At 57.3% G+C, this 17,085-nt stretch carries 15 protein-coding genes and 1 tRNA gene; all 16 read right to left on the reverse strand.

The features are described 5' to 3' along the window. Positions 1 to 14: 14 nt before the first annotated feature. The 16 genes from IE089_RS05310 to acpP all read right to left on the reverse strand — a co-directional run bounded on the left by IE089_RS05310 (position 15) and on the right by acpP (position 17,044). Entirely contained in the window at positions 15 to 1,895 is a 1,881-nt protein-coding gene (locus tag IE089_RS05310; RefSeq protein ID WP_189475833.1) for a SurA N-terminal domain-containing protein, read from the reverse strand. 175 nt (positions 1,896 to 2,070) lie between these two features. Beyond that, positions 2,071 to 2,346 (reverse strand): HU family DNA-binding protein, encoded by a 276-nt coding sequence (locus IE089_RS05315; protein ID WP_189475835.1) that lies wholly within the window; start codon positions 2,344 to 2,346, stop codon positions 2,071 to 2,073. A 120-nt stretch (positions 2,347 to 2,466) separates the two neighbouring features. Next, positions 2,467 to 4,875, reverse strand: coding sequence for an endopeptidase La (gene lon / locus IE089_RS05320; protein ID WP_189475837.1), 2,409 nt, complete (start codon positions 4,873 to 4,875; stop codon positions 2,467 to 2,469). Between the two features lie 141 nt (positions 4,876 to 5,016). Next, positions 5,017 to 6,303, reverse strand: coding sequence for an ATP-dependent Clp protease ATP-binding subunit ClpX (clpX, locus tag IE089_RS05325; protein ID WP_189475840.1), 1,287 nt, complete (start codon positions 6,301 to 6,303; stop codon positions 5,017 to 5,019). A 126-nt stretch (positions 6,304 to 6,429) separates the two neighbouring features. Continuing rightward, a complete protein-coding gene (clpP, locus tag IE089_RS05330) occupies positions 6,430 to 7,080 on the reverse strand; it encodes an ATP-dependent Clp endopeptidase proteolytic subunit ClpP (protein ID WP_189475843.1) in 651 nt (216 codons plus the stop codon). Between the two features lie 77 nt (positions 7,081 to 7,157). Then, positions 7,158 to 8,486 (reverse strand): trigger factor, encoded by a 1,329-nt coding sequence (tig, locus tag IE089_RS05335; protein WP_189475846.1) that lies wholly within the window; start codon positions 8,484 to 8,486, stop codon positions 7,158 to 7,160. A gap of 88 nt (positions 8,487 to 8,574) precedes the next feature. Beyond that, positions 8,575 to 8,659: transfer RNA gene (locus IE089_RS05340), tRNA-Leu, on the reverse strand. Positions 8,660 to 8,831: 172 nt separating this feature from the next. Beyond that, positions 8,832 to 10,139, reverse strand: a complete 1,308-nt coding sequence (locus IE089_RS15885; protein WP_189475849.1) for a hypothetical protein — start codon at positions 10,137 to 10,139, stop codon at positions 8,832 to 8,834. 3 nt (positions 10,140 to 10,142) lie between these two features. Then, on the reverse strand, positions 10,143 to 11,198 hold the full coding sequence (locus IE089_RS05350; protein WP_189475852.1) for a beta-N-acetylglucosaminidase domain-containing protein: 1,056 nt from the start codon (positions 11,196 to 11,198) through the stop codon (positions 10,143 to 10,145). A 352-nt stretch (positions 11,199 to 11,550) separates the two neighbouring features. Beyond that, the gene (locus IE089_RS05355; RefSeq protein ID WP_189475855.1) at positions 11,551 to 11,904 is read right to left on the reverse strand and encodes a PilZ domain-containing protein; all 354 of its coding nucleotides are present in this window, start codon (positions 11,902 to 11,904) and stop codon (positions 11,551 to 11,553) included. Further along, positions 11,901 to 12,914 (reverse strand): DNA polymerase III subunit delta', encoded by a 1,014-nt coding sequence (gene holB / locus IE089_RS05360; RefSeq protein WP_189475858.1) that lies wholly within the window; start codon positions 12,912 to 12,914, stop codon positions 11,901 to 11,903. The genes IE089_RS05355 and holB overlap by 4 nt, the downstream gene beginning before the upstream one ends. After that, positions 12,911 to 13,555 carry a dTMP kinase gene (tmk, locus tag IE089_RS05365; RefSeq protein ID WP_189475860.1) on the reverse strand — a complete coding sequence of 215 codons (645 nt, stop codon included), beginning with the start codon at positions 13,553 to 13,555 and terminating at the stop codon, positions 12,911 to 12,913. The genes holB and tmk overlap by 4 nt, the downstream gene beginning before the upstream one ends. Before the next feature lie 9 nt (positions 13,556 to 13,564). Beyond that, entirely contained in the window at positions 13,565 to 14,623 is a 1,059-nt protein-coding gene (gene mltG / locus IE089_RS05370) for an endolytic transglycosylase MltG (protein WP_189475862.1), read from the reverse strand. After that, positions 14,620 to 15,456 (reverse strand): aminodeoxychorismate lyase, encoded by an 837-nt coding sequence (pabC, locus tag IE089_RS05375; protein ID WP_189475864.1) that lies wholly within the window; start codon positions 15,454 to 15,456, stop codon positions 14,620 to 14,622. Before pabC ends, mltG begins: the two co-directional genes overlap by 4 nt. Before the next feature lie 7 nt (positions 15,457 to 15,463). Further along, positions 15,464 to 16,705 (reverse strand): beta-ketoacyl-ACP synthase II, encoded by a 1,242-nt coding sequence (fabF, locus tag IE089_RS05380; protein ID WP_189475866.1) that lies wholly within the window; start codon positions 16,703 to 16,705, stop codon positions 15,464 to 15,466. A 102-nt stretch (positions 16,706 to 16,807) separates the two neighbouring features. After that, the gene (gene acpP / locus IE089_RS05385) at positions 16,808 to 17,044 is read right to left on the reverse strand and encodes an acyl carrier protein (RefSeq protein WP_189475868.1); all 237 of its coding nucleotides are present in this window, start codon (positions 17,042 to 17,044) and stop codon (positions 16,808 to 16,810) included. Between the last annotated feature and the right edge of the window lie 41 nt (positions 17,045 to 17,085).

The following is a 17,085-nucleotide window of genomic DNA, read 5'->3' on the forward strand; positions in this document are numbered from 1 at the left end:
AGCTACCTACCTAATTAGAAAACGGTGATTTCAGCGCGCTGACGAAGTCCGCTCTGGTACTCCTGCTGGATAAGCGTGCCAAACTCAGCACCCACCTGGCGGTCTATCAGGTCGCGCTCGGTCGGCGCCAGGGCATCAAGTTCCCCTTCGGTAACCCGCACCAGGGCCAATACCAGTCGGTCACCATTGATGTCGCTCACGGCGTCAACCACCGGCGTGTCAGCAGTCGGCGCCTGCAGTTCAAAAGCCCGTTCAAGCACAGCCTGCGGCAGGTTTACGTTGCGACGTTTTGCGCCAATCTCGACCTGCCACTCGTAACCATTCTCAACCGCAAAGCTCTCGACACCCTCTCCGGCGTTGATTGCGACAACGGCGCGCAGAGCCTCCACATCGATTGCTTCCTGGGACGCCTTTTCTGCGATCGCGCTAACGATTTGCTCGCGCACCGTGTCCAGGGGCATTAATTCCGGCTTGTTGTGGGTTGCCACACGCAGGGCCACAAAGTGCTCAGGAGAGAGTTCGATAACTTCGCTGTTGTGCCCGAGCTCGAGGACATCTTCCGAGAAGGCGGCTGCAATCAGGCTGGGGCGTGAGAACAAGCCCTCTAACTGATCACGGGTCACGCCGCTGGCAGTTTCCACCTCCAGCTCCAGATCTTGTGCCGGGCCGTTGAGGTTCTCGGCATTGAAGGCCAGGTCTCGCAGGTCTTCGACCTTACGCAGCAAGGCATTTCGAGCTTCCGTGAGCTGCAGCGTTTCTTCCAGCTGTGGACGCATCTCTTCAAAGCTGGCCGTTTCACCGGCGCGGCGCTCAGTGAGTAAAATCAGGTGCACGCCAGCATCCGTGGTCACAGGCTCTGACACTTGACCCACTTCCAGCGCCGCTATGGCCTCTTCCATCTCTTCGGGGAATGCATCGCCGCTGGAAAAGCCCAGATCGCCACCTGCGGCAGCCGAGCCAATATCTGCAGACAACTCACCCGCCAGCTGCGCGAAATCAGCGCCATCACTCAATGATTGGCTGGCTTCGGCAACTCTCGCAGCAAATGCGTCATCGCTCTCGCCGTCGCCTTGCTCGAACAAGATATGTGAAACGCGATTTTCGGGCTGATACTGGTAGCTGTCCTTGGCCAGCTCGAATTCCTGTCGCAAGACGTCCTCAGCGATAGGCTCTCGATAATCATCAACCAACAGCTCGATGTACTCTAATTCCACCGACTCTTCGGTCATGTAGTTCGCTTCGTTGTCTGCGTACCAGGCAGCCACCTGCTCGTCGGTGACATCCACGTCCTGACGAAAGCGCTCCAGCGGGATCGTGAGGTAACGCACGTCGCGCTGTTCACTGGCAATACGGGCATTCAGGGCAAGCTCTGCGGGCGTTGCAAAATCACTACCCGCGACAGCACTGCGCACCTGATTGAGCACCAGATCCTGGGCAAGACTCTGCTTGAAGAATGCCGGTGTGAATCCGGCGCTGGCGAGCACGCTGGTGTATACCTCAGGAGAGAATTGGCCATCCAGCCAGAATTGCTCCATACCCGCAATTACCCTACCGATCTCAGCTTCAGAAGCGACAAGGTCAAGGTCGGCCGCAGACTGCATCTGTAGGCGTCTGTCGATCAATCCGTCCAGTGCCTGCGCGCCTAGCACATTATCGTCGAGCATCGCCGGGTCAACAGCGTCACCCATCATGGCGATTAGCTGACGCTTTTGAGTATTGACGGCCTGCTGGACTTCAATTGGGGAGATGGGCTCACCGTTCACCTCGGCAACACCTGAACTGCCACCGCCGAAGAGAATCGATTCAATACCGAAAATGGAAAACGACACAATGATGAGGCCAATAATGATCTTGGCCATGGTGCCCTGAATGTTAGAGCGGATATCCTGGAGCATGAGTAAAACTCGTTATATCAACGCAAAGAGCGCACCGTAGTGCGCCCTTAATGCCTGTGAAGGTTGCCAAACAGCGGCAGATTGTAGGCGTCGTAAGTCCCCGTGTCACCTACTCTTTCGGCGCAGTTACGGGGATCACGGGCGCGCTGGGAGGCGCACCCGGTAGGACTCCGTATTAGGAGTTTACAGCGTCCTTCAGAGCCTTGCCGGCTTTGAAGCTGGGCTGGTTAGACGCAGCGATCTGGATGGTCGCACCTGTCTGGGGGTTACGGCCTTCGCGGGCAGCACGCGGCTTAACCTGGAAAGTACCGAAGCCAACCAGCGACACGGGATCGCCTTTCTTCAGTGAGTCGGTAATGCTGTCTACAACAGCGTCGAGAGCGCGGCCGGCGTCTGCTTTGGAAAGGTCGGCTGCTGACGCGATAGCGTCGATGAGGTCGGTCTTGTTCACACTTATCCCCTTAGATGGTAAACGTTTTAAATCAGGGCCCCGCCGGGTCCAGGAAAGTACTCGCGTTTTGCGGCGACTGTATACCAGTCCCGCTTTGAGGGTCAACAAAAACCCCTTATTTTAATGGGTGTTGACGCGATTCTCGTCAACATCACTGCCCTCACCCGCCGCATTGACGGCCTCGGCCAGATACTCTTCGTCCGAAAGTGGCTCCGGCAGAGATTCCAACGCCAACGCAAGGACCTCGTCAATCCACTTCACCGCACGAATATCCAGGTGCTCCTTGATGTTGTCCGGTACCTCTTTCAGGTCCCGTTCGTTCTCTTTAGGAATGATCACCGTTTTGATACCACCGCGGCGTGCCGCCAGTAATTTCTCTTTAAGGCCGCCAATGGGCAGCACCTCACCGCGCAGCGTGATTTCGCCGGTCATGGCCACGTCTGCTCGCACAGGGATGCCGGTGGCAACCGAGACCAGGGCCGTGCACATCGCAATACCTGCGCTGGGGCCGTCTTTGGGCGTAGCGCCCTCGGGTACGTGGATATGCACATCATTCTTGTCGTGGTATTGGGCAGGAATGCCAAGGCCCTGAGAGCGACTGCGCACAACGGTAGTGGCGGCCTGAATCGACTCTTGCATCACATCACCCAGTGAGCCCGTTCGCACGTAGCGCCCCTTACCGGCAACCGCAACTGACTCGATGGTCAGCAATTCGCCGCCAACGGATGTCCAGGCAAGCCCGGTCACCTGCCCGATCTTGTTCTCTTCCTCAGCAATGCCATAGTTGTACTTACGCACACCCAGCAGGTCGGCCAGCATATCGGGCAACACCTCGCTGTGTTCACCGGCATCACCCAGGGCAATCGATTTCACCACCTTGCGACAAATCTTGGCGATTTCGCGTTCCAGGGCGCGAACCCCGGCCTCGCGCGTGTAATAGCGAATCACGTCAATCAAGGCGTCTTCCGTGATCGTGATTTCCTTGGGCTTCAACCCATTCTGCTTCACCTGCTTGGGAATGAGGTAGCGCTGGGCGATGTTGAGCTTCTCATCCTCCGTGTAACCGGGGATACGAATGACCTCCATCCGATCCAGCAGCGGGCCCGGTATGTTCATAGTGTTAGAGGTACACACAAACATCACGTCTGATAAGTCGTAATCGACCTCCAGATAGTGGTCGTTGAAGGCATGATTCTGCTCGGGATCCAGCACCTCCAGCATCGCTGAGGCGGGGTCGCCACGATGATCCATGCCCATCTTGTCGATTTCATCCAGCAGGAACAGCGGGTTCTTCACGCCGGACTTGGCCATTTTCTGCAACAACTTTCCGGGCATCGAACCGATATAAGTGCGGCGGTGACCGCGAATCTCGGCTTCATCGCGCACACCGCCCAATGCCATACGCACAAACTTGCGGTTGGTGGCCCGAGCCAGCGACTCGCCCAGGGAGGTTTTACCCACGCCCGGAGGGCCAACCAGACACAACACGGGACCCTTCACCTTGCGCACACGCTTCTGCACGGCCAGGTATTCCAGGATGCGTTCTTTGACCTCTTCGAGTCCGTAATGGTCTTCGTCGAGAATGCCCGTGGCGCGCTTGAGGTCATGTTTCACCTTACTGCGCTTGGACCAGGGCACCGACACCATCCAGTCGATGTAGCTACGAACCACCGAAGCTTCGGCGGACATCGGCGACATCATCTTGAGTTTATTCAGCTCACCCAGGGCCTTCTCTTTGGCCTCCTCGGGCATTTTCGCTTCATCGATTTTGGCCTGCAGTTCTTCCAGCTCACTGGGCGCCTCGTCCATCTCGCCCAACTCTTTCTGAATGGCCTTCATCTGCTCATTCAGGTAATACTCGCGCTGGCTCTTCTCCATTTGCTTCTTGACCCGGCCGCGAATGCGCTTCTCAACCTGGAACAGGTCGATCTCCGCCTCCATCAGGCCCATCAAGTGCTCCAGGCGCCCACGAATACCGCTGATTTCGAGAATTTTTTGCTTCTCTTCCAAGTCAACGCTCATGTGCGCTGCGATGGTATCGGCAAGACGACCCGGCTCGTCGATGCCGGTGAGCGAGGTCAATACCTCCGCCGGCACCTTCTTGCTCAGGTTTACGTACTTTTCAAACTGCCCCACCGTAGAGCGCAGAATGCCCTCTACCTCGTCCTCGGGGATCTCGTCGCTCTCGATTTCCCGCACGCCAGCGACAGCAAAGGGCCCATCGTCATTGACGTGGGCAACCATGGCCCGGTAGACACCCTCCACCAACACCTTGATGGTGCCATCCGGTAATTTGAGTAGCTGCAGAATATTGGAGACCGTACCCACCTGGTACATATCGTCGGCGCTGGGGCTGTCCTCAGCGGCATTGCGCTGGGCCACCAACAACACCTGCTTGTCGCTGGCCATGGCGTCTTCGAGGGCTTCTATGGACTTCTCACGGCCCACAAACAATGGCAGCACCATGTGGGGGTACACGACCACATCGCGCAGTGGCAGCAGGGGAAGTTCGATAACAGAAGGACCCATAAACACCTCTCCGGGCAAAATTAGAATGACTCCCCAGTGATATGGGGGCAATGCAGGTGCATCACAAGTGGGCCCGAAGTTCCGGGCCTGCGCTGATGCCAGGAGCGCCCCCGCGGCTGTGCGCGGGGGATTCGGTAGAGACTAATCCTCGGTAGAGGCTGCGCGAGCAGGCTCGCTGTTCTGATAAACCAGCAGAGGTTCCGAGTCGCCGCGAATGACAGATTCGTCAATGACCACCTTGGCCACGTCGTCGCGTGACGGGATGTTGTACATGGAATCAAGCAGAACGCCCTCGAGGATTGAGCGCAATCCCCGCGCTCCCGTTTTGCGCTCCATGGCCTTCTCAGCCACCGCACGCAAGCCGTCTTCCCGGAAATCAACTTCCACATCTTCCATCTCAAAGAGCTTACTGTACTGACGCGTCAGAGAGTTCTTGGGCTCCGTGAGGATCTGCACCAGCGCGTCGATATCCAGCTCTTCCAGCGTTGCAATAACCGGCAAACGACCGACAAACTCAGGAATCAAGCCGTACTGCACCAGATCTTCCGGCTCCAGGTCGCTCAAGAGTTCGCCCACATTACGACTTTCATCCTTGCTCTTCACTTCGGCGTTGAAGCCGATGCCGCCTTTTTCGGAACGGTTGCGAATCACCTTGTCCAGGCCGGCGAATGCGCCGCCACAGATAAACAGGATGTTGGAAGTATCAACCTGCAGGAATTCTTGTTGCGGGTGCTTACGCCCACCCTGCGGTGGTACTGAGGCTACGGTACCCTCAATCAGCTTTAGGAGGGCCTGCTGCACGCCCTCACCCGACACATCGCGGGTAATCGAGGGGTTGTCTGACTTGCGGGAAATCTTGTCGATCTCATCAATGTAGACAATGCCCACCTGCGCCTTATCGACGTCGTAGTCGCATTTTTGCAACAGCTTCTGGATGATGTTCTCCACGTCTTCACCCACGTAACCCGCCTCAGTCAGCGTGGTTGCATCGGCAATAGTGAAAGGCACATCCAGCAATCTCGCTAGCGTTTCAGCCAGCAGGGTTTTACCGGAGCCGGTGGGGCCAACCAGCAAGATATTACTCTTGCCAAGCTCCACTTCGTCGCCACGGCCTTTGTCATGACGCAGGCGCTTGTAGTGGTTATATACCGCCACAGATAGCACTTTTTTCGCGCGTTGCTGGCCAATGACGTACTCGTCGAGTATCGCCTTTATTTCCTGGGGAACCGGCAGCTGCTCCTGCTTGGATTCGCTGCTGCTCTCCTGGACTTCCTCGCGGATTATGTCGTTACACAGATCTACGCATTCATCACAGATGAATACTGAGGGCCCCGCAATCAGCTTGCGGACTTCGTGCTGGCTCTTTCCGCAGAAGGAGCAGTACAGAAGCTTGCCGTCGTCACCTGAAGATGTTGAATCGTTGCTCATTAAATCAGCCTTGAGCTATATGGAATTTGGTCATCACCTGACACCTAAGATGATGTTTTTTACCCCGCATTGCAAGTCCCTGCAATACGGGGTGAGACGGGGGTCTCAGACCCCACCGGGAAGCGGCTAGCCGGCGTCTGTAGGCGCCATGGAGCGGGTTTCCACCACCTGATCCACAAGGCCGTACTCGCAGCTATCCTTGGCGTTCATAAAGAAATCGCGCTCGGTATCACGCTCTATAGTCTCCAGTGACTGACCGGTGTGTTCAGCCATCAGTTCATTCAAGCGCTTGCGAATAATCAAGATTTCCTTGGCCTGGATGTCGATATCCGTCGCCTGACCCTGTGCGCCACCGCTGGGCTGGTGGATCATGGTACGCGCGTTCGGCAGCGCATAACGCTTGCCCTTGGCGCCGCCAGACAGCAGAAACGCGCCCATGGAGGCCGCCTGGCCAATGCACATGGTGCTCACATCAGGTTTGACGAACTGCATAGTGTCGTAAATAGACAATCCAGCAGTGACCGAGCCACCCGGTGAATTGATGTAAAGATGAATGTCTTTGTCCGGGTTCTCAGACTCGAGGAACAGGAGCTGGGCGACAATGAGGTTCGCCATCTGATCCTCTACGGGACCCACCGCGAAAACCACCCGTTCTTTGAGCAGGCGAGAATAAATATCAAAGGAACGTTCGCCTCTGGACGTCTGCTCGACGACCATGGGGACCAGCCCGAGGTTGTTAATAGTGTTGGCGTTATAACCGTCGAACCGATCTGGCATCTGTAGTGTCCCTTGACTAAAAAATTATTCAATGCGCAGGCGCCGCAGACCTGCAGCGCCCGTAGGGAGTACTATTGTCAGTTCTGCGCCCCGGCCTGAGCTTGGGCGAGCGCATCCTGATAGCTGCACTCCTTATCAGTTATGTTGGCACCCTCAAGCAGTTTTTCAACCACTGAATCTTCCAAAACCTTGGATTCTACGGAAGACAGTTGCTCCTGGTTTGAGTAATACCAGTTCACAACCTCTTCAGGCTGCTCGTAGGTAGACGCCAACTCTTCAATGGTCTCACGCACTTTATCGGCATCTGCCTTCAGATCAAACTTGCCGATCATTTCTGACAGTACCAGGCCCAGTTTCACCCGACGCTCTGCGTTCTCTGCGAACATCTCATCAGGCAGCAGTGACTTCAGATCCATGTCCTGTGCGCCGGCGCCGCCAAACTGCTGGAACATCTGGCTGCGCATGGCATCTACTTCCTGGGCGATCAAGGCCTGGGGAATATCAACGCCTTCGTGAGCATCAACAACCGCATCCATGACCTGCTGCTTCACGCGAGATTCAACGGCATTGCGCAGCTCACGACCCATGTTTTCAGAGACTTCTTTTCGGAATTGCTCTTCACCACCCTCGGTAACGCCATAGCTCTCAAACAGCGCCTCGTCCAGTTCGGCAAGCTTCATCTCTTCGACACTGTTCAGGGTGACCTTGAATTCAACCGCTGCGCCTTTGAGCTCTTCAGCGTGATAGTCCTCAGGGAAGCTCAGTGACAGGGTTTTCTCTTCGCCAGCGCTCATGCCAACGATGCCATCCTCAAAGCCGGGGATCATGCGACCGGAACCCAGCTCCAGGTCGGAGCCCTCGGCAGTGCCGCCATCAAAGGCTTCACCGTCACGGGTACCGGCGTAGTCGATATTGACCTTATCGCCATCCTGCGCAGCGCGCTCAACGGTGCCCCAGTTGCCCTGCTGCTTGCGGAATACTTCGATAATGTTGTCGACGTCGGCTTCGGTCACTTCTGCCTTGGGGCGCTCTACGTCGAAACCTGCCATGTCCTGCACATCGACATCAGGGAAGACTTCGAAGGTGGCGACGTACTCAAGGTCCTTACCGGCTTCAAGATTGCGCGGCTCAATGCTGGGCTGACCGGCCGGGCGCAGATTTTCCTGCACCACAGCTTCCTGGAACGACTGGCTCATCACCTCGCCAAGCACCTCCTGACGCACACCGGCACCGAAGCGCTGCTGCATTACTTTCATAGGAACCTTGCCCGGGCGGAAACCGGGTAGACGAACGTCCTTCGCCGCTTTTTGCAGGCGGTTGTTGACTTCGCTGTCTACGCGATCAGCAGGCACGCCAACAGTCAGGCGGCGCTCAAGCCCGGAAGTCGTTTCGATCGAAACTTGCATGGTCTTTCCTCACAAAGATGTAAAGCAGAGACCGGGGCAAGGAGCCCCGGTCTGCGCATCAAAACCAGTGGTTGATGCCTTGGGTATATGGTGCGGAAGGAGAGACTCGAACTCTCACGCCTTGCGGCACTGGAACCTAAATCCAGCGCGTATACCAATTTCGCCACTTCCGCGTGTAATCAGCGCCCTTCGAAGGGTTCGAAAAACACTCACGTAGAACCTCTAATTGCTTGATTGGAAACAACAAAATGCTGATTCAAGAAAGCGGTCAGGGTTCTTCAAGGGCGCAGAGTTTGCCATAAAGCAGTAAGCGGTTCAACGCCTGCGTTAGCGGCTGCCCCCGCCCTACCCCGTTGGCGTTGCCAGCAGCATGACCGCCGACTGATCCCCGGCCACAACGCACTCATGGCAAGCAGCTGCTGGGATGAAAACCGCCTGTTCTGGAGCAATCGACAGCTCACCGAATCTCACGTCGCCCGCCACCGACATGAGAAGCCCGTAACTGCTCTCAAAACCGGGTTGCCAGCGCGCACCCGATGCCAACGACACCCGATAAGCTTTGAAGTCCTCAAAGCTGACAATGCGCTCAATCGTTACGCCCTCCCCGGACTGCACCACATCCAATGCTTCCTCGGCAGGCGCAATGAGGCTCATCTGCTCAACCGCTTCCTCAGTATCCCAGTGGGATTGGGTGAGTACTTCCTGGGCGAAGGAAATAATCTGGCGCTCATAGACGGGCGTCTGGAATTCTACGGTTCGCACGCCGTGTTGCAGTGAGTGCGGCAGTAACAGTGGCACTTTGACTACGTCGCCGGTGCGTAACGGCCGCAGACGGGTAAAGGCGTTCATTTGCTCCCGCAGATCGTGCTCCTGATCCAGCAGCTCCGCCCCCACAGACTGATCAGCGGGCAGCGCATCAATCGAACGGCGCACCACCTCATAGGCTTTGACCGCCGCGAGGTACTGCTGGCGGAACTCACGCTCACCGCCCGCCGCCTCGATACGCTTCGGTGAGAAGCCATAGCGGATGGCGCCCACACCGTCGGGCCACGCTCCAGAATCTACGTGGGTCACCACGTACACTTCGCGCTTTTCGTGATGTAATTCGAAGTAGAGATCGCCGCGCACCGGCTCTGGCAGCGGATCGAGAATCTTGAGCAGAACCGGGGGTGTATCCGCCGGGCCCAACATGCCGGCTGTGGCCAGCTGAAGCCATGGGATAGGCGTTTCACCGCCGAACTCATCAACAAAACAGCAGACGCCCCGCTCCTCGATTCCTGTGTACCAGATCTCCCGACCCCAGGGCTTGGGGATCGACAGTGGTGCCAGGCCTATAGGTGCGCCTGACCGATACACCGCGGCGCCAGTAGCGACAGCGGCCGCAAATACGGCGGTGCCATCATCATCGGGACTCACGGCCAGCCCGGTGTCGACGACACAAACTCTATAGCCACGTTCGCCACCTTGGAGGTCACGCTGATAAACAGCGGTCAGGGGCAAGTCTGCGCCTTTGTCTAGCCACTCTGCCCGCAGCATCAGATCGAGCAACAGCACGGCGCTTGTTTGCTGATCTAACCAGCTCGCCAGAACCTCGGACACGTCATACCCGCGGTGGTAGTCCAGGTCGCGGCAGTCAGCGAGATGGGCATTCATGGATTAGTCGGTCAGACAGGCAGGATCAAAGGTGTATTCGCCGCGCAACCAGCCGGCAATTTCCTGCGCGGCCGCTGTGGCTAGCCGCTGGTACTCACGTGCGAGCGCCTCAGTCTCGTCAGACGCAATAGCATCCAGGCCCTGCCCCTCGAAGCGCCCGGCATCGCGCTCAATCAAGTCCAGAAGTCGGTCGCCCAGTGCTTGCTCCAGCTGAGCTTGCACTGATTCGCGCCGGTGTAAGGCAGCCAATCCCGACAGTGCCGGCAAACTGGCGTAGGCCTGATTCATCGGGTTGCAGTAGTGCCCACGTATGGACCCACTAAGATTGGGATCGCGGTCTGGCAAGGGTTTGAAATACATGTGTCTGGAACGCACTGCACCATCATTCACCGGGTAGTTATCCCACAGGGTGACAGGCCGCTTCAACTGCTGGTTTATCTGCCCGAGGTCGGATAGCGCGATATGTTCTGAACAGACCTTGCGCCCGGTCCAGAATATGTCGACTTCCGGGGCAATACACTCCCCCAGCGCCTCAAGGTAGCCTACAGGCATAGTGCCAAAGTGTGTCTCCAACACCGGGTCGTCGGAATAGTAGGTGGGACACATCAATACTGTTTGCGCGGTGGTCCACAGACTTATATCAGCAATGATCTCCGCCTGCCGCTGGGCAAGATCGGGCACATCGCCCGGCATATCGTCGAACAACACCGCCAATAGGGGCGCTTCCAGCGCATTGAGTCGTTCAATCTTACGCTTCAGCGCCTGCCTCTGGGCCTGCCCATAGGCTGTGTAGAGTGCATAAGGAGAAAGGCCAACACCGAACTGCACCTGCAACGTGGCGCAATGGTCTGCGGTGCGCTGCAGTTCCTGCCACTGCTCTGCCGGCCAATCGTCTTGCCATTGACGTCTGAGATATTCGTCAGACTTCGGGCAATAGAGGAAGGCGTTGAGCCCCATAGTCGAGGCAGCCGCAATCGCCCCCCGACGATCATCGTGCGCCCAGGTCCGGCCGTAGTAGCCCTCGACGATACCCAGTGGCATGATCGATGTGTCAGTCACTGCTGGCCTCTTCAATGCGGTTTATTACAGTTTTTTTATGTTTGGCGATTTCGATATTCCAAATTAGGCTAAAAACCGAGCAAAACCGCTCTGGAAAACGCCACGAAATAGGCGATACTTAGACCGTGGCTACCTATCCCCTATTGTAACTGGGTGGTCGCGGGAGCATACCCAATGCTCTGTCAGGGAAGCAATTCCTTTATGTTTCACTCCTAATGGTCTTATTGGGCTCCTTTTGGAGCCCATTTTTTTGCGTGCGAATTGAAATAAAAACAAGCACTTACAAGGACTTTCTGAGCACGGAATGAGAGCGAACCCCTGTAGCTAACAAACTACTTTAAGTTTACTGCGGCTATAGCGTGTGGGTGGGCCTATCCGATCCAAGGCTTCCTGCGAGGTGGTTTTCGATCTTCGCATTGGCAGCTGCGTCCTGTTCGCTGAACTGCACGCCGATACCCGCAGTGCGGTTGCCTTGGGCGCCACGCGGCGTGACCCACACCACCTTCCCTGCGATGGGAATCTTCTCGGGTTCGTCCATCAGTGTGAGCAGCATGAAAACCTCATCACCGATGCGATAGCTTTTATTGGTAGGTACGAACAAGCCGCCATTGGTGAGGAACGGCATGTAGGCTGAATAGAGGACAGCCTTATCCTTGATCGTCAGTGACAGAATGCCCTGTCGGTTCGCAAAGTTCTCCTGACTCATAGCCCAACATCCCCTGTTGTCTGCGCCATAGTATCACCCGGCCTCAAGGCCCCCAATACCCTTGCATACTGCTGTAAGGAGGCATCGCCAAAAATATCCCGATTAGGTGTAGCCCCGCGCTGCATGGACTGACGGGAACGCTGCAGCTCATCCAGCAGCACAAAGGCCTGCTGGCCCGCATGGGACTTCAGGGTCTGTACAGACTGGCAGCGCAACAGATCCTGTACCGTGTCCGTAAGCAGGTTCACCAACGCCAATGCATCCAAATCTGCCAGAGCGCCTCGCAATTGCTCGACATTGGCCTGGCCACGAATCAAAGCGCCCAGTGCTGCACGTCGAGCCAAAACATCTGACGCCGTACCCTCCCGCAACAACCCATCAGCCGTCAGTGGCCGCATCTGGGCGAGTCCCAGGAGATCATCGCTGACACTGCCCGGGCCGTGCCTGGATTCGAGCCATCGTCGGCTGCTGCTTTCGTCCGGCACAGGAAACCACAGTTGCTGGCAGCGAGACCTGACCGTAGCAGGCAGGCCTTGCGGCCTGTTCGAAACCAGCAATAGGTGCGTGCCAGGCGCGGGTTCCTCCAAGCACTTCAGCAAGGCATTGGCCGCATTGACGTTCATGGCTTCTGCTGGCGCCAGCACCAGGACCTTGCGTTGACCGAACATGGCCGTTTTGGTCGTAAACTCGATGGCTGCGCGTACCTGATCAATTTTGATCTGCAGGCTATCGTCTTCGGGAGTTACCCAGCGAAAGTCACCGTGCGCTCCGGTCCGGCTCAGCTCGCAGGCCTTGCACTGGCCACAGGCCAAACCGTCAACGGGAGATTGGCACAGAATCAGACGCGCAAGTGCCAGAGCGAAAACGGACTTCCCGGTGCCTTCCGGTCCGCAAAGCAACAGGGCATGAGGTAGCTTATCGGCCACAAAGGTGTCGTATAAGGTCGTCCATGCGGCTCCCTGCCAGGGCAGGAAGTGGCTAACGGCGGGAGCATCTTCAAATGGGTTCACTGGCGCACCGGATAACACGCGACAAGGTCGTCGCACACCTGTGCCAGGGCGATCTGCACTTGCTCCAACGATGCGGACGCATCAATCACGCGATATCGACCGCTGCTTTCGCGGGCCATAGTGAGATAAGCCGACCGAACCCGTTCAAAGAACTCAAGATCCTCCTGCTCAAAGCGGTCGAGGTCTCCTCTGGCCTGTGCTCTTGCCATACCGGTGCTGACCGGCGCATCCAGCAAGACGGTGCAATCGGGTCGCAGTGCGCCCTGCACCAAATCCTCCAGCTGCCGTACCAAAGACGTACTGACTCCACGCCCTCCACACTGATAGGCATAGGTAGCATCGGTGAATCGATCGCATAACACCCATTGACCGCGGGAAAGCGCCGGAAGAATGACGGTATTCAGGTGCTGGGATCTGGCTGCGAACATCAAAAGGAGCTCGGCGGTAACATCCACCAACTCTTCACGCGGCGCCAGCAAAAGCTCGCGTATTGACTCTGCTAACGGCGTACCGCCAGGTTCACGGCTGACCAGCAGGTCGATGCCACGGGCCCGTAAGGTATCTTCGATGAAGGCGAGATTGGTGGATTTTCCCACACCCTCCCCACCTTCAACGGTAATGAATAGTCCCCTGCCCTTCATGTACTCGGCTTATCGGTTGGTATTCGGATCACTCGAGGGTGGCGGACTGGATCGATAGTCTGACCGTCTCGAGAGCTGGTATTTACGCACGGCTTCTTCATGCGCTTCAAGCGTAATACTGAACTGGTGACTGCCGTCCCCTCGGGCGACGAAGAATAGCGTTTCGCCGGGCAGCGGATGCATCGCCGCCTCGATGGCCGCGCGCCCGGGCAACGCGATGGGTGTTGGCGGCAGCCCTTTGTGGCGATAGGTATTGTAGGGGTTGCTGTCATCGCGAAGATGGGTGCGACGCAGGTTGCCATCAAAGCCCTCGCCCAAACCATAGATGACCGTGGGATCAGTTTGCAGGCGCATGTTTTTCATGATACGCCGAACGAAGACACCGGCAATTTCCCGCCGCTCTCCAGGCACGCCGGTCTCTCGCTCGACAATGGAGGCCATCACCAGCGCCTCATAGGGGCTCTCATACGGTAAACCGGCATCCCTGTCGGCCCAAGCAGCGTCTAGCGTCTGCTTTAGCGCGACATGAGCTCGCTGCATGATTTGCCAATCACTATCACCACGTTCAAAGCGATAGGTTTCCGGCAGGAACAAGCCCTCCGCCGTTGCAGCGCCCTGTGCCAGCTCCAGCAGTCGCTGATCCCGGGCCCCGGTGAGCTCCGGAACCAGTACGGGGTCACGCGCCAGAACGGTCAGCGCCTGCGCAAGTGTTAGCCCCTCAGGAATCGTGACCTGGTAGGTCACAATATCGCCATCGACTAGCTGCCTCAAAAGGGAAGACTGGGTCAGCGGCGGATGCAGCAGGTATTCACCGCGCTTTATCTGATCGTCGAGTGCCTTCAGACGCGCATAGAACCGGAGCATCCAGGGGTCCTCAAGCACACCGGCTTCGGTCAGCTCTTCTGCAACGCCGCGCAGCGTATCCCCCGATTCCACTATGAGCGGATAGCCCTCAACAGGCAGCCCGATGGGTTGCTGCCAACGCTGCCACAGCCAGTTGCCGGCAACCAGCACTGTCACCGACAACAGCAGTAAACACGCTGTTATTGCCAAGACGACGCGCTTCATGAGGCTACCGCTGCCAGGTAACACTGCCGGATAGCGGCAGCTGCACTGTGGTCATTCAGTACACGGTCGAGAAACTGCGTAACTGACCGCACACCGATGACGCTATTACAGACGAATACCTCATCTGCCTCTCTTATGCTGTCGAGAGATAGCGGGCAGGATTGTACCCGGAAGCCGGCAGTGTCCGCCCATTCCTCCAGAATCAGTGCGCGACGCGTACCAGCGATCCCACACATAGCGAGTTCGGGAGTAGACAGCGTTTTACCCTCGCGGATGAAAATATTTGCCGCGGTCGTGGCGATGGGCACTCCCTGCATATCGAGCATCAATAGCTCATCGAAGCCGGAATCTTCGCGCTCGCCTGCCGCCAACACCTGCTCGAGACGATTCAGGTGCTTAATACCCGCCAGTGCAGGCTGATGGGCAAGGCGGATGCCAGCCACACCCAAACTAAGAGGCACCGGTTCCGACAAGGGGTCATGATTCAACGGTGTGAGTCGCAGTACGCAGCGGTGTGCAGTCCCGTCGCCGGGTGCATAGCCTCGTAGGCCAGCTGAGCGGGTCAAGGTAAGCCTCAGCACTGCAGCCGTGGATTGCGCTATCGCCTCTGTTGCGGGCGATACTAACGCTTCAAGGTCGGGCGCTGGGCCATTGAACCCCAGCTGATGGAAACCTTGTTCAAGCCTTACCTGATGACGCTCGGGAAAGAGTAGCTTTCCGTCAACACAGAGCAGGGTTTCAAATAGGCCGTCGCCAAACTCCATACCACGATCGGGCAGAGGTAGCTCGCCTGTAGAAGCGGCGTCGCACCAATACTGGGTGCCCTCGGGCACGGATGCGCTAGCCGAGCTGGCTAAAGATCAGCGACCCATTGGTGCCGCCGAAGCCGAAGGAGTTGGACAACGCACTGTGGATTCGGCGCTCCTGTGCCGTGTGCGGCACGTAATTCAGGTCGCAGCCCTCATCCGGGTTGTCGAGGTTAATCGTCGGCGGCGCCACTTGATCACGCAATGCGAGCACGGAGAAGATCGCCTCTACAGCGCCCGCAGCACCCAACAGGTGGCCGATCATCGACTTTGTCGAGCTCACAGCCACATCACTGGCAGCGGCGCCCAGCACAGAGGCAACAGCCTTACTTTCCGCCACATCACCGGCAGGCGTGGAAGTGCCGTGCGCGTTGACGTAGTTAATCTGGTCAGCAGCAAGCCCGGAGTCACGCAGGGCATTGGCCATGGCCGCTGCCGCGCCGCGACCATCCTCAGGCGGCAAGGTCATGTGGTAGGCGTCGCCGCTCATACCAAAACCCGTCAGCTCAGCGTAGATCTCGGCACCGCGTGTCTTCGCGGCCTCATACTCTTCCAGCAGCATGACGCCGGCGCCATCACCCAGCACGAACCCGTCCCTGTCTTTATCCCAGGGGCGCGAAGCCGCCTCAGGGTCGTCGTTGCGCGTTGAGAGCGCGCGAGCCGCTGCAAATCCACCCACACCCACCGGCGTAGTTGCCATTTCTGCCCCACCAGCCAGCATCGCATCGGCGTCACCCTGGGCGATCAGCCTGGCCGCCAAACCAATGTTATGCGTGCCCGATGTACAGGCAGTGACGATAGCCAGGTTGGGGCCTTGCATGTTGTATTTCACAGAGAGGTTGCCGGCGATCATATTGATGATGGAGCCCGGCACAAAGAATGGAGAAATCCGGCGCGGGCCCGAATCCTCGACGATTTTTGTGTTCTTCTCGATCTGGCCGATGCCGCCAATGCCGGAGCCGATGGCACAGCCCACCCGGGGCGCCATCTCATCGCTAATCTCAAAGCCAGCATCTTCCATGGCCTGGATTCCGGCCGCCATGCCAAACTGTACGAAGACGTCCATCTTACGGGCGTCCTTCGCTGCCATATAGGGCGTGGGGTCAAAGTCTTTAACGCTGGCGCTGAATCGCGTGGAATACGCGGAGGCGTCGAACTTATCGATCGGTGCGACACCACTTTTCCCGGCCAGGATGTTGCCCCAGCTGTCTTCAACATTCAGGCCCAGAGGGCTGACCATTCCCAGCCCTGTGACTACGACACGTCTGCCATTCACAGCCGTTTCTCCATGATTCTTCTAATTAATGGTGCAGCATAAATAAGAAAAGCCGCCCCTACAAAATGTCGGAAGCGGCTTTTCTGGGATGTGGAGACAGGATTAGGCGAGATTTTCGTTGATGTAATCAATCGCCAGCTTGACGGTCGTGATCTTCTCGGCTTCCTCGTCGGGAATCTCTGTCTCGAATTCTTCTTCAAGGGCCATTACCAATTCAACGGTGTCCAGAGAGTCTGCGCCCAGATCTTCGACGAATGACGCCTCGGTCTGCACTTCGTCTTCTTTCACGCCGAGTTGCTCCGCAACGATCTTTTTAACGCGTTCTTCTATGTTGCTCATGGTTATTGCATTCTCCAAGTTGCTTTAAAGAGCCAAGCTGG

Source organism: Parahalioglobus pacificus (genome assembly GCF_014652275.1).
GTDB lineage: Bacteria > Pseudomonadota > Gammaproteobacteria > Pseudomonadales > Halieaceae > Parahalioglobus > Parahalioglobus pacificus.

Bases quoted from the DNA above. Each gene is read 5' to 3' on its own strand.
- IE089_RS05310 (WP_189475833.1), bottom strand. From the start codon at position 1,895: ATGCTCCAGGATATCCGCTCTAACATTCAGGGCACCATGGCCAAGATC.
- lon (WP_189475837.1), bottom strand. From the start codon at position 4,875: ATGGGTCCTTCTGTTATCGAACTTCCCCTGCTGCCACTGCGCGATGTG.
- clpX (WP_189475840.1), bottom strand. From the start codon at position 6,303: ATGAGCAACGATTCAACATCTTCAGGTGACGACGGCAAGCTTCTGTAC.
- clpP (WP_189475843.1), bottom strand. From the start codon at position 7,080: ATGCCAGATCGGTTCGACGGTTATAACGCCAACACTATTAACAACCTC.
- tig (WP_189475846.1), bottom strand. From the start codon at position 8,486: ATGCAAGTTTCGATCGAAACGACTTCCGGGCTTGAGCGCCGCCTGACT.
- IE089_RS15885 (WP_189475849.1), bottom strand. From the start codon at position 10,139: ATGAATGCCCATCTCGCTGACTGCCGCGACCTGGACTACCACCGCGGG.
- IE089_RS05355 (WP_189475855.1), bottom strand. From the start codon at position 11,904: ATGAGTCAGGAGAACTTTGCGAACCGACAGGGCATTCTGTCACTGACG.
- tmk (WP_189475860.1), bottom strand. From the start codon at position 13,555: ATGAAGGGCAGGGGACTATTCATTACCGTTGAAGGTGGGGAGGGTGTG.
- mltG (WP_189475862.1), bottom strand. From the start codon at position 14,623: ATGAAGCGCGTCGTCTTGGCAATAACAGCGTGTTTACTGCTGTTGTCG.
- acpP (WP_189475868.1), bottom strand. From the start codon at position 17,044: ATGAGCAACATAGAAGAACGCGTTAAAAAGATCGTTGCGGAGCAACTC.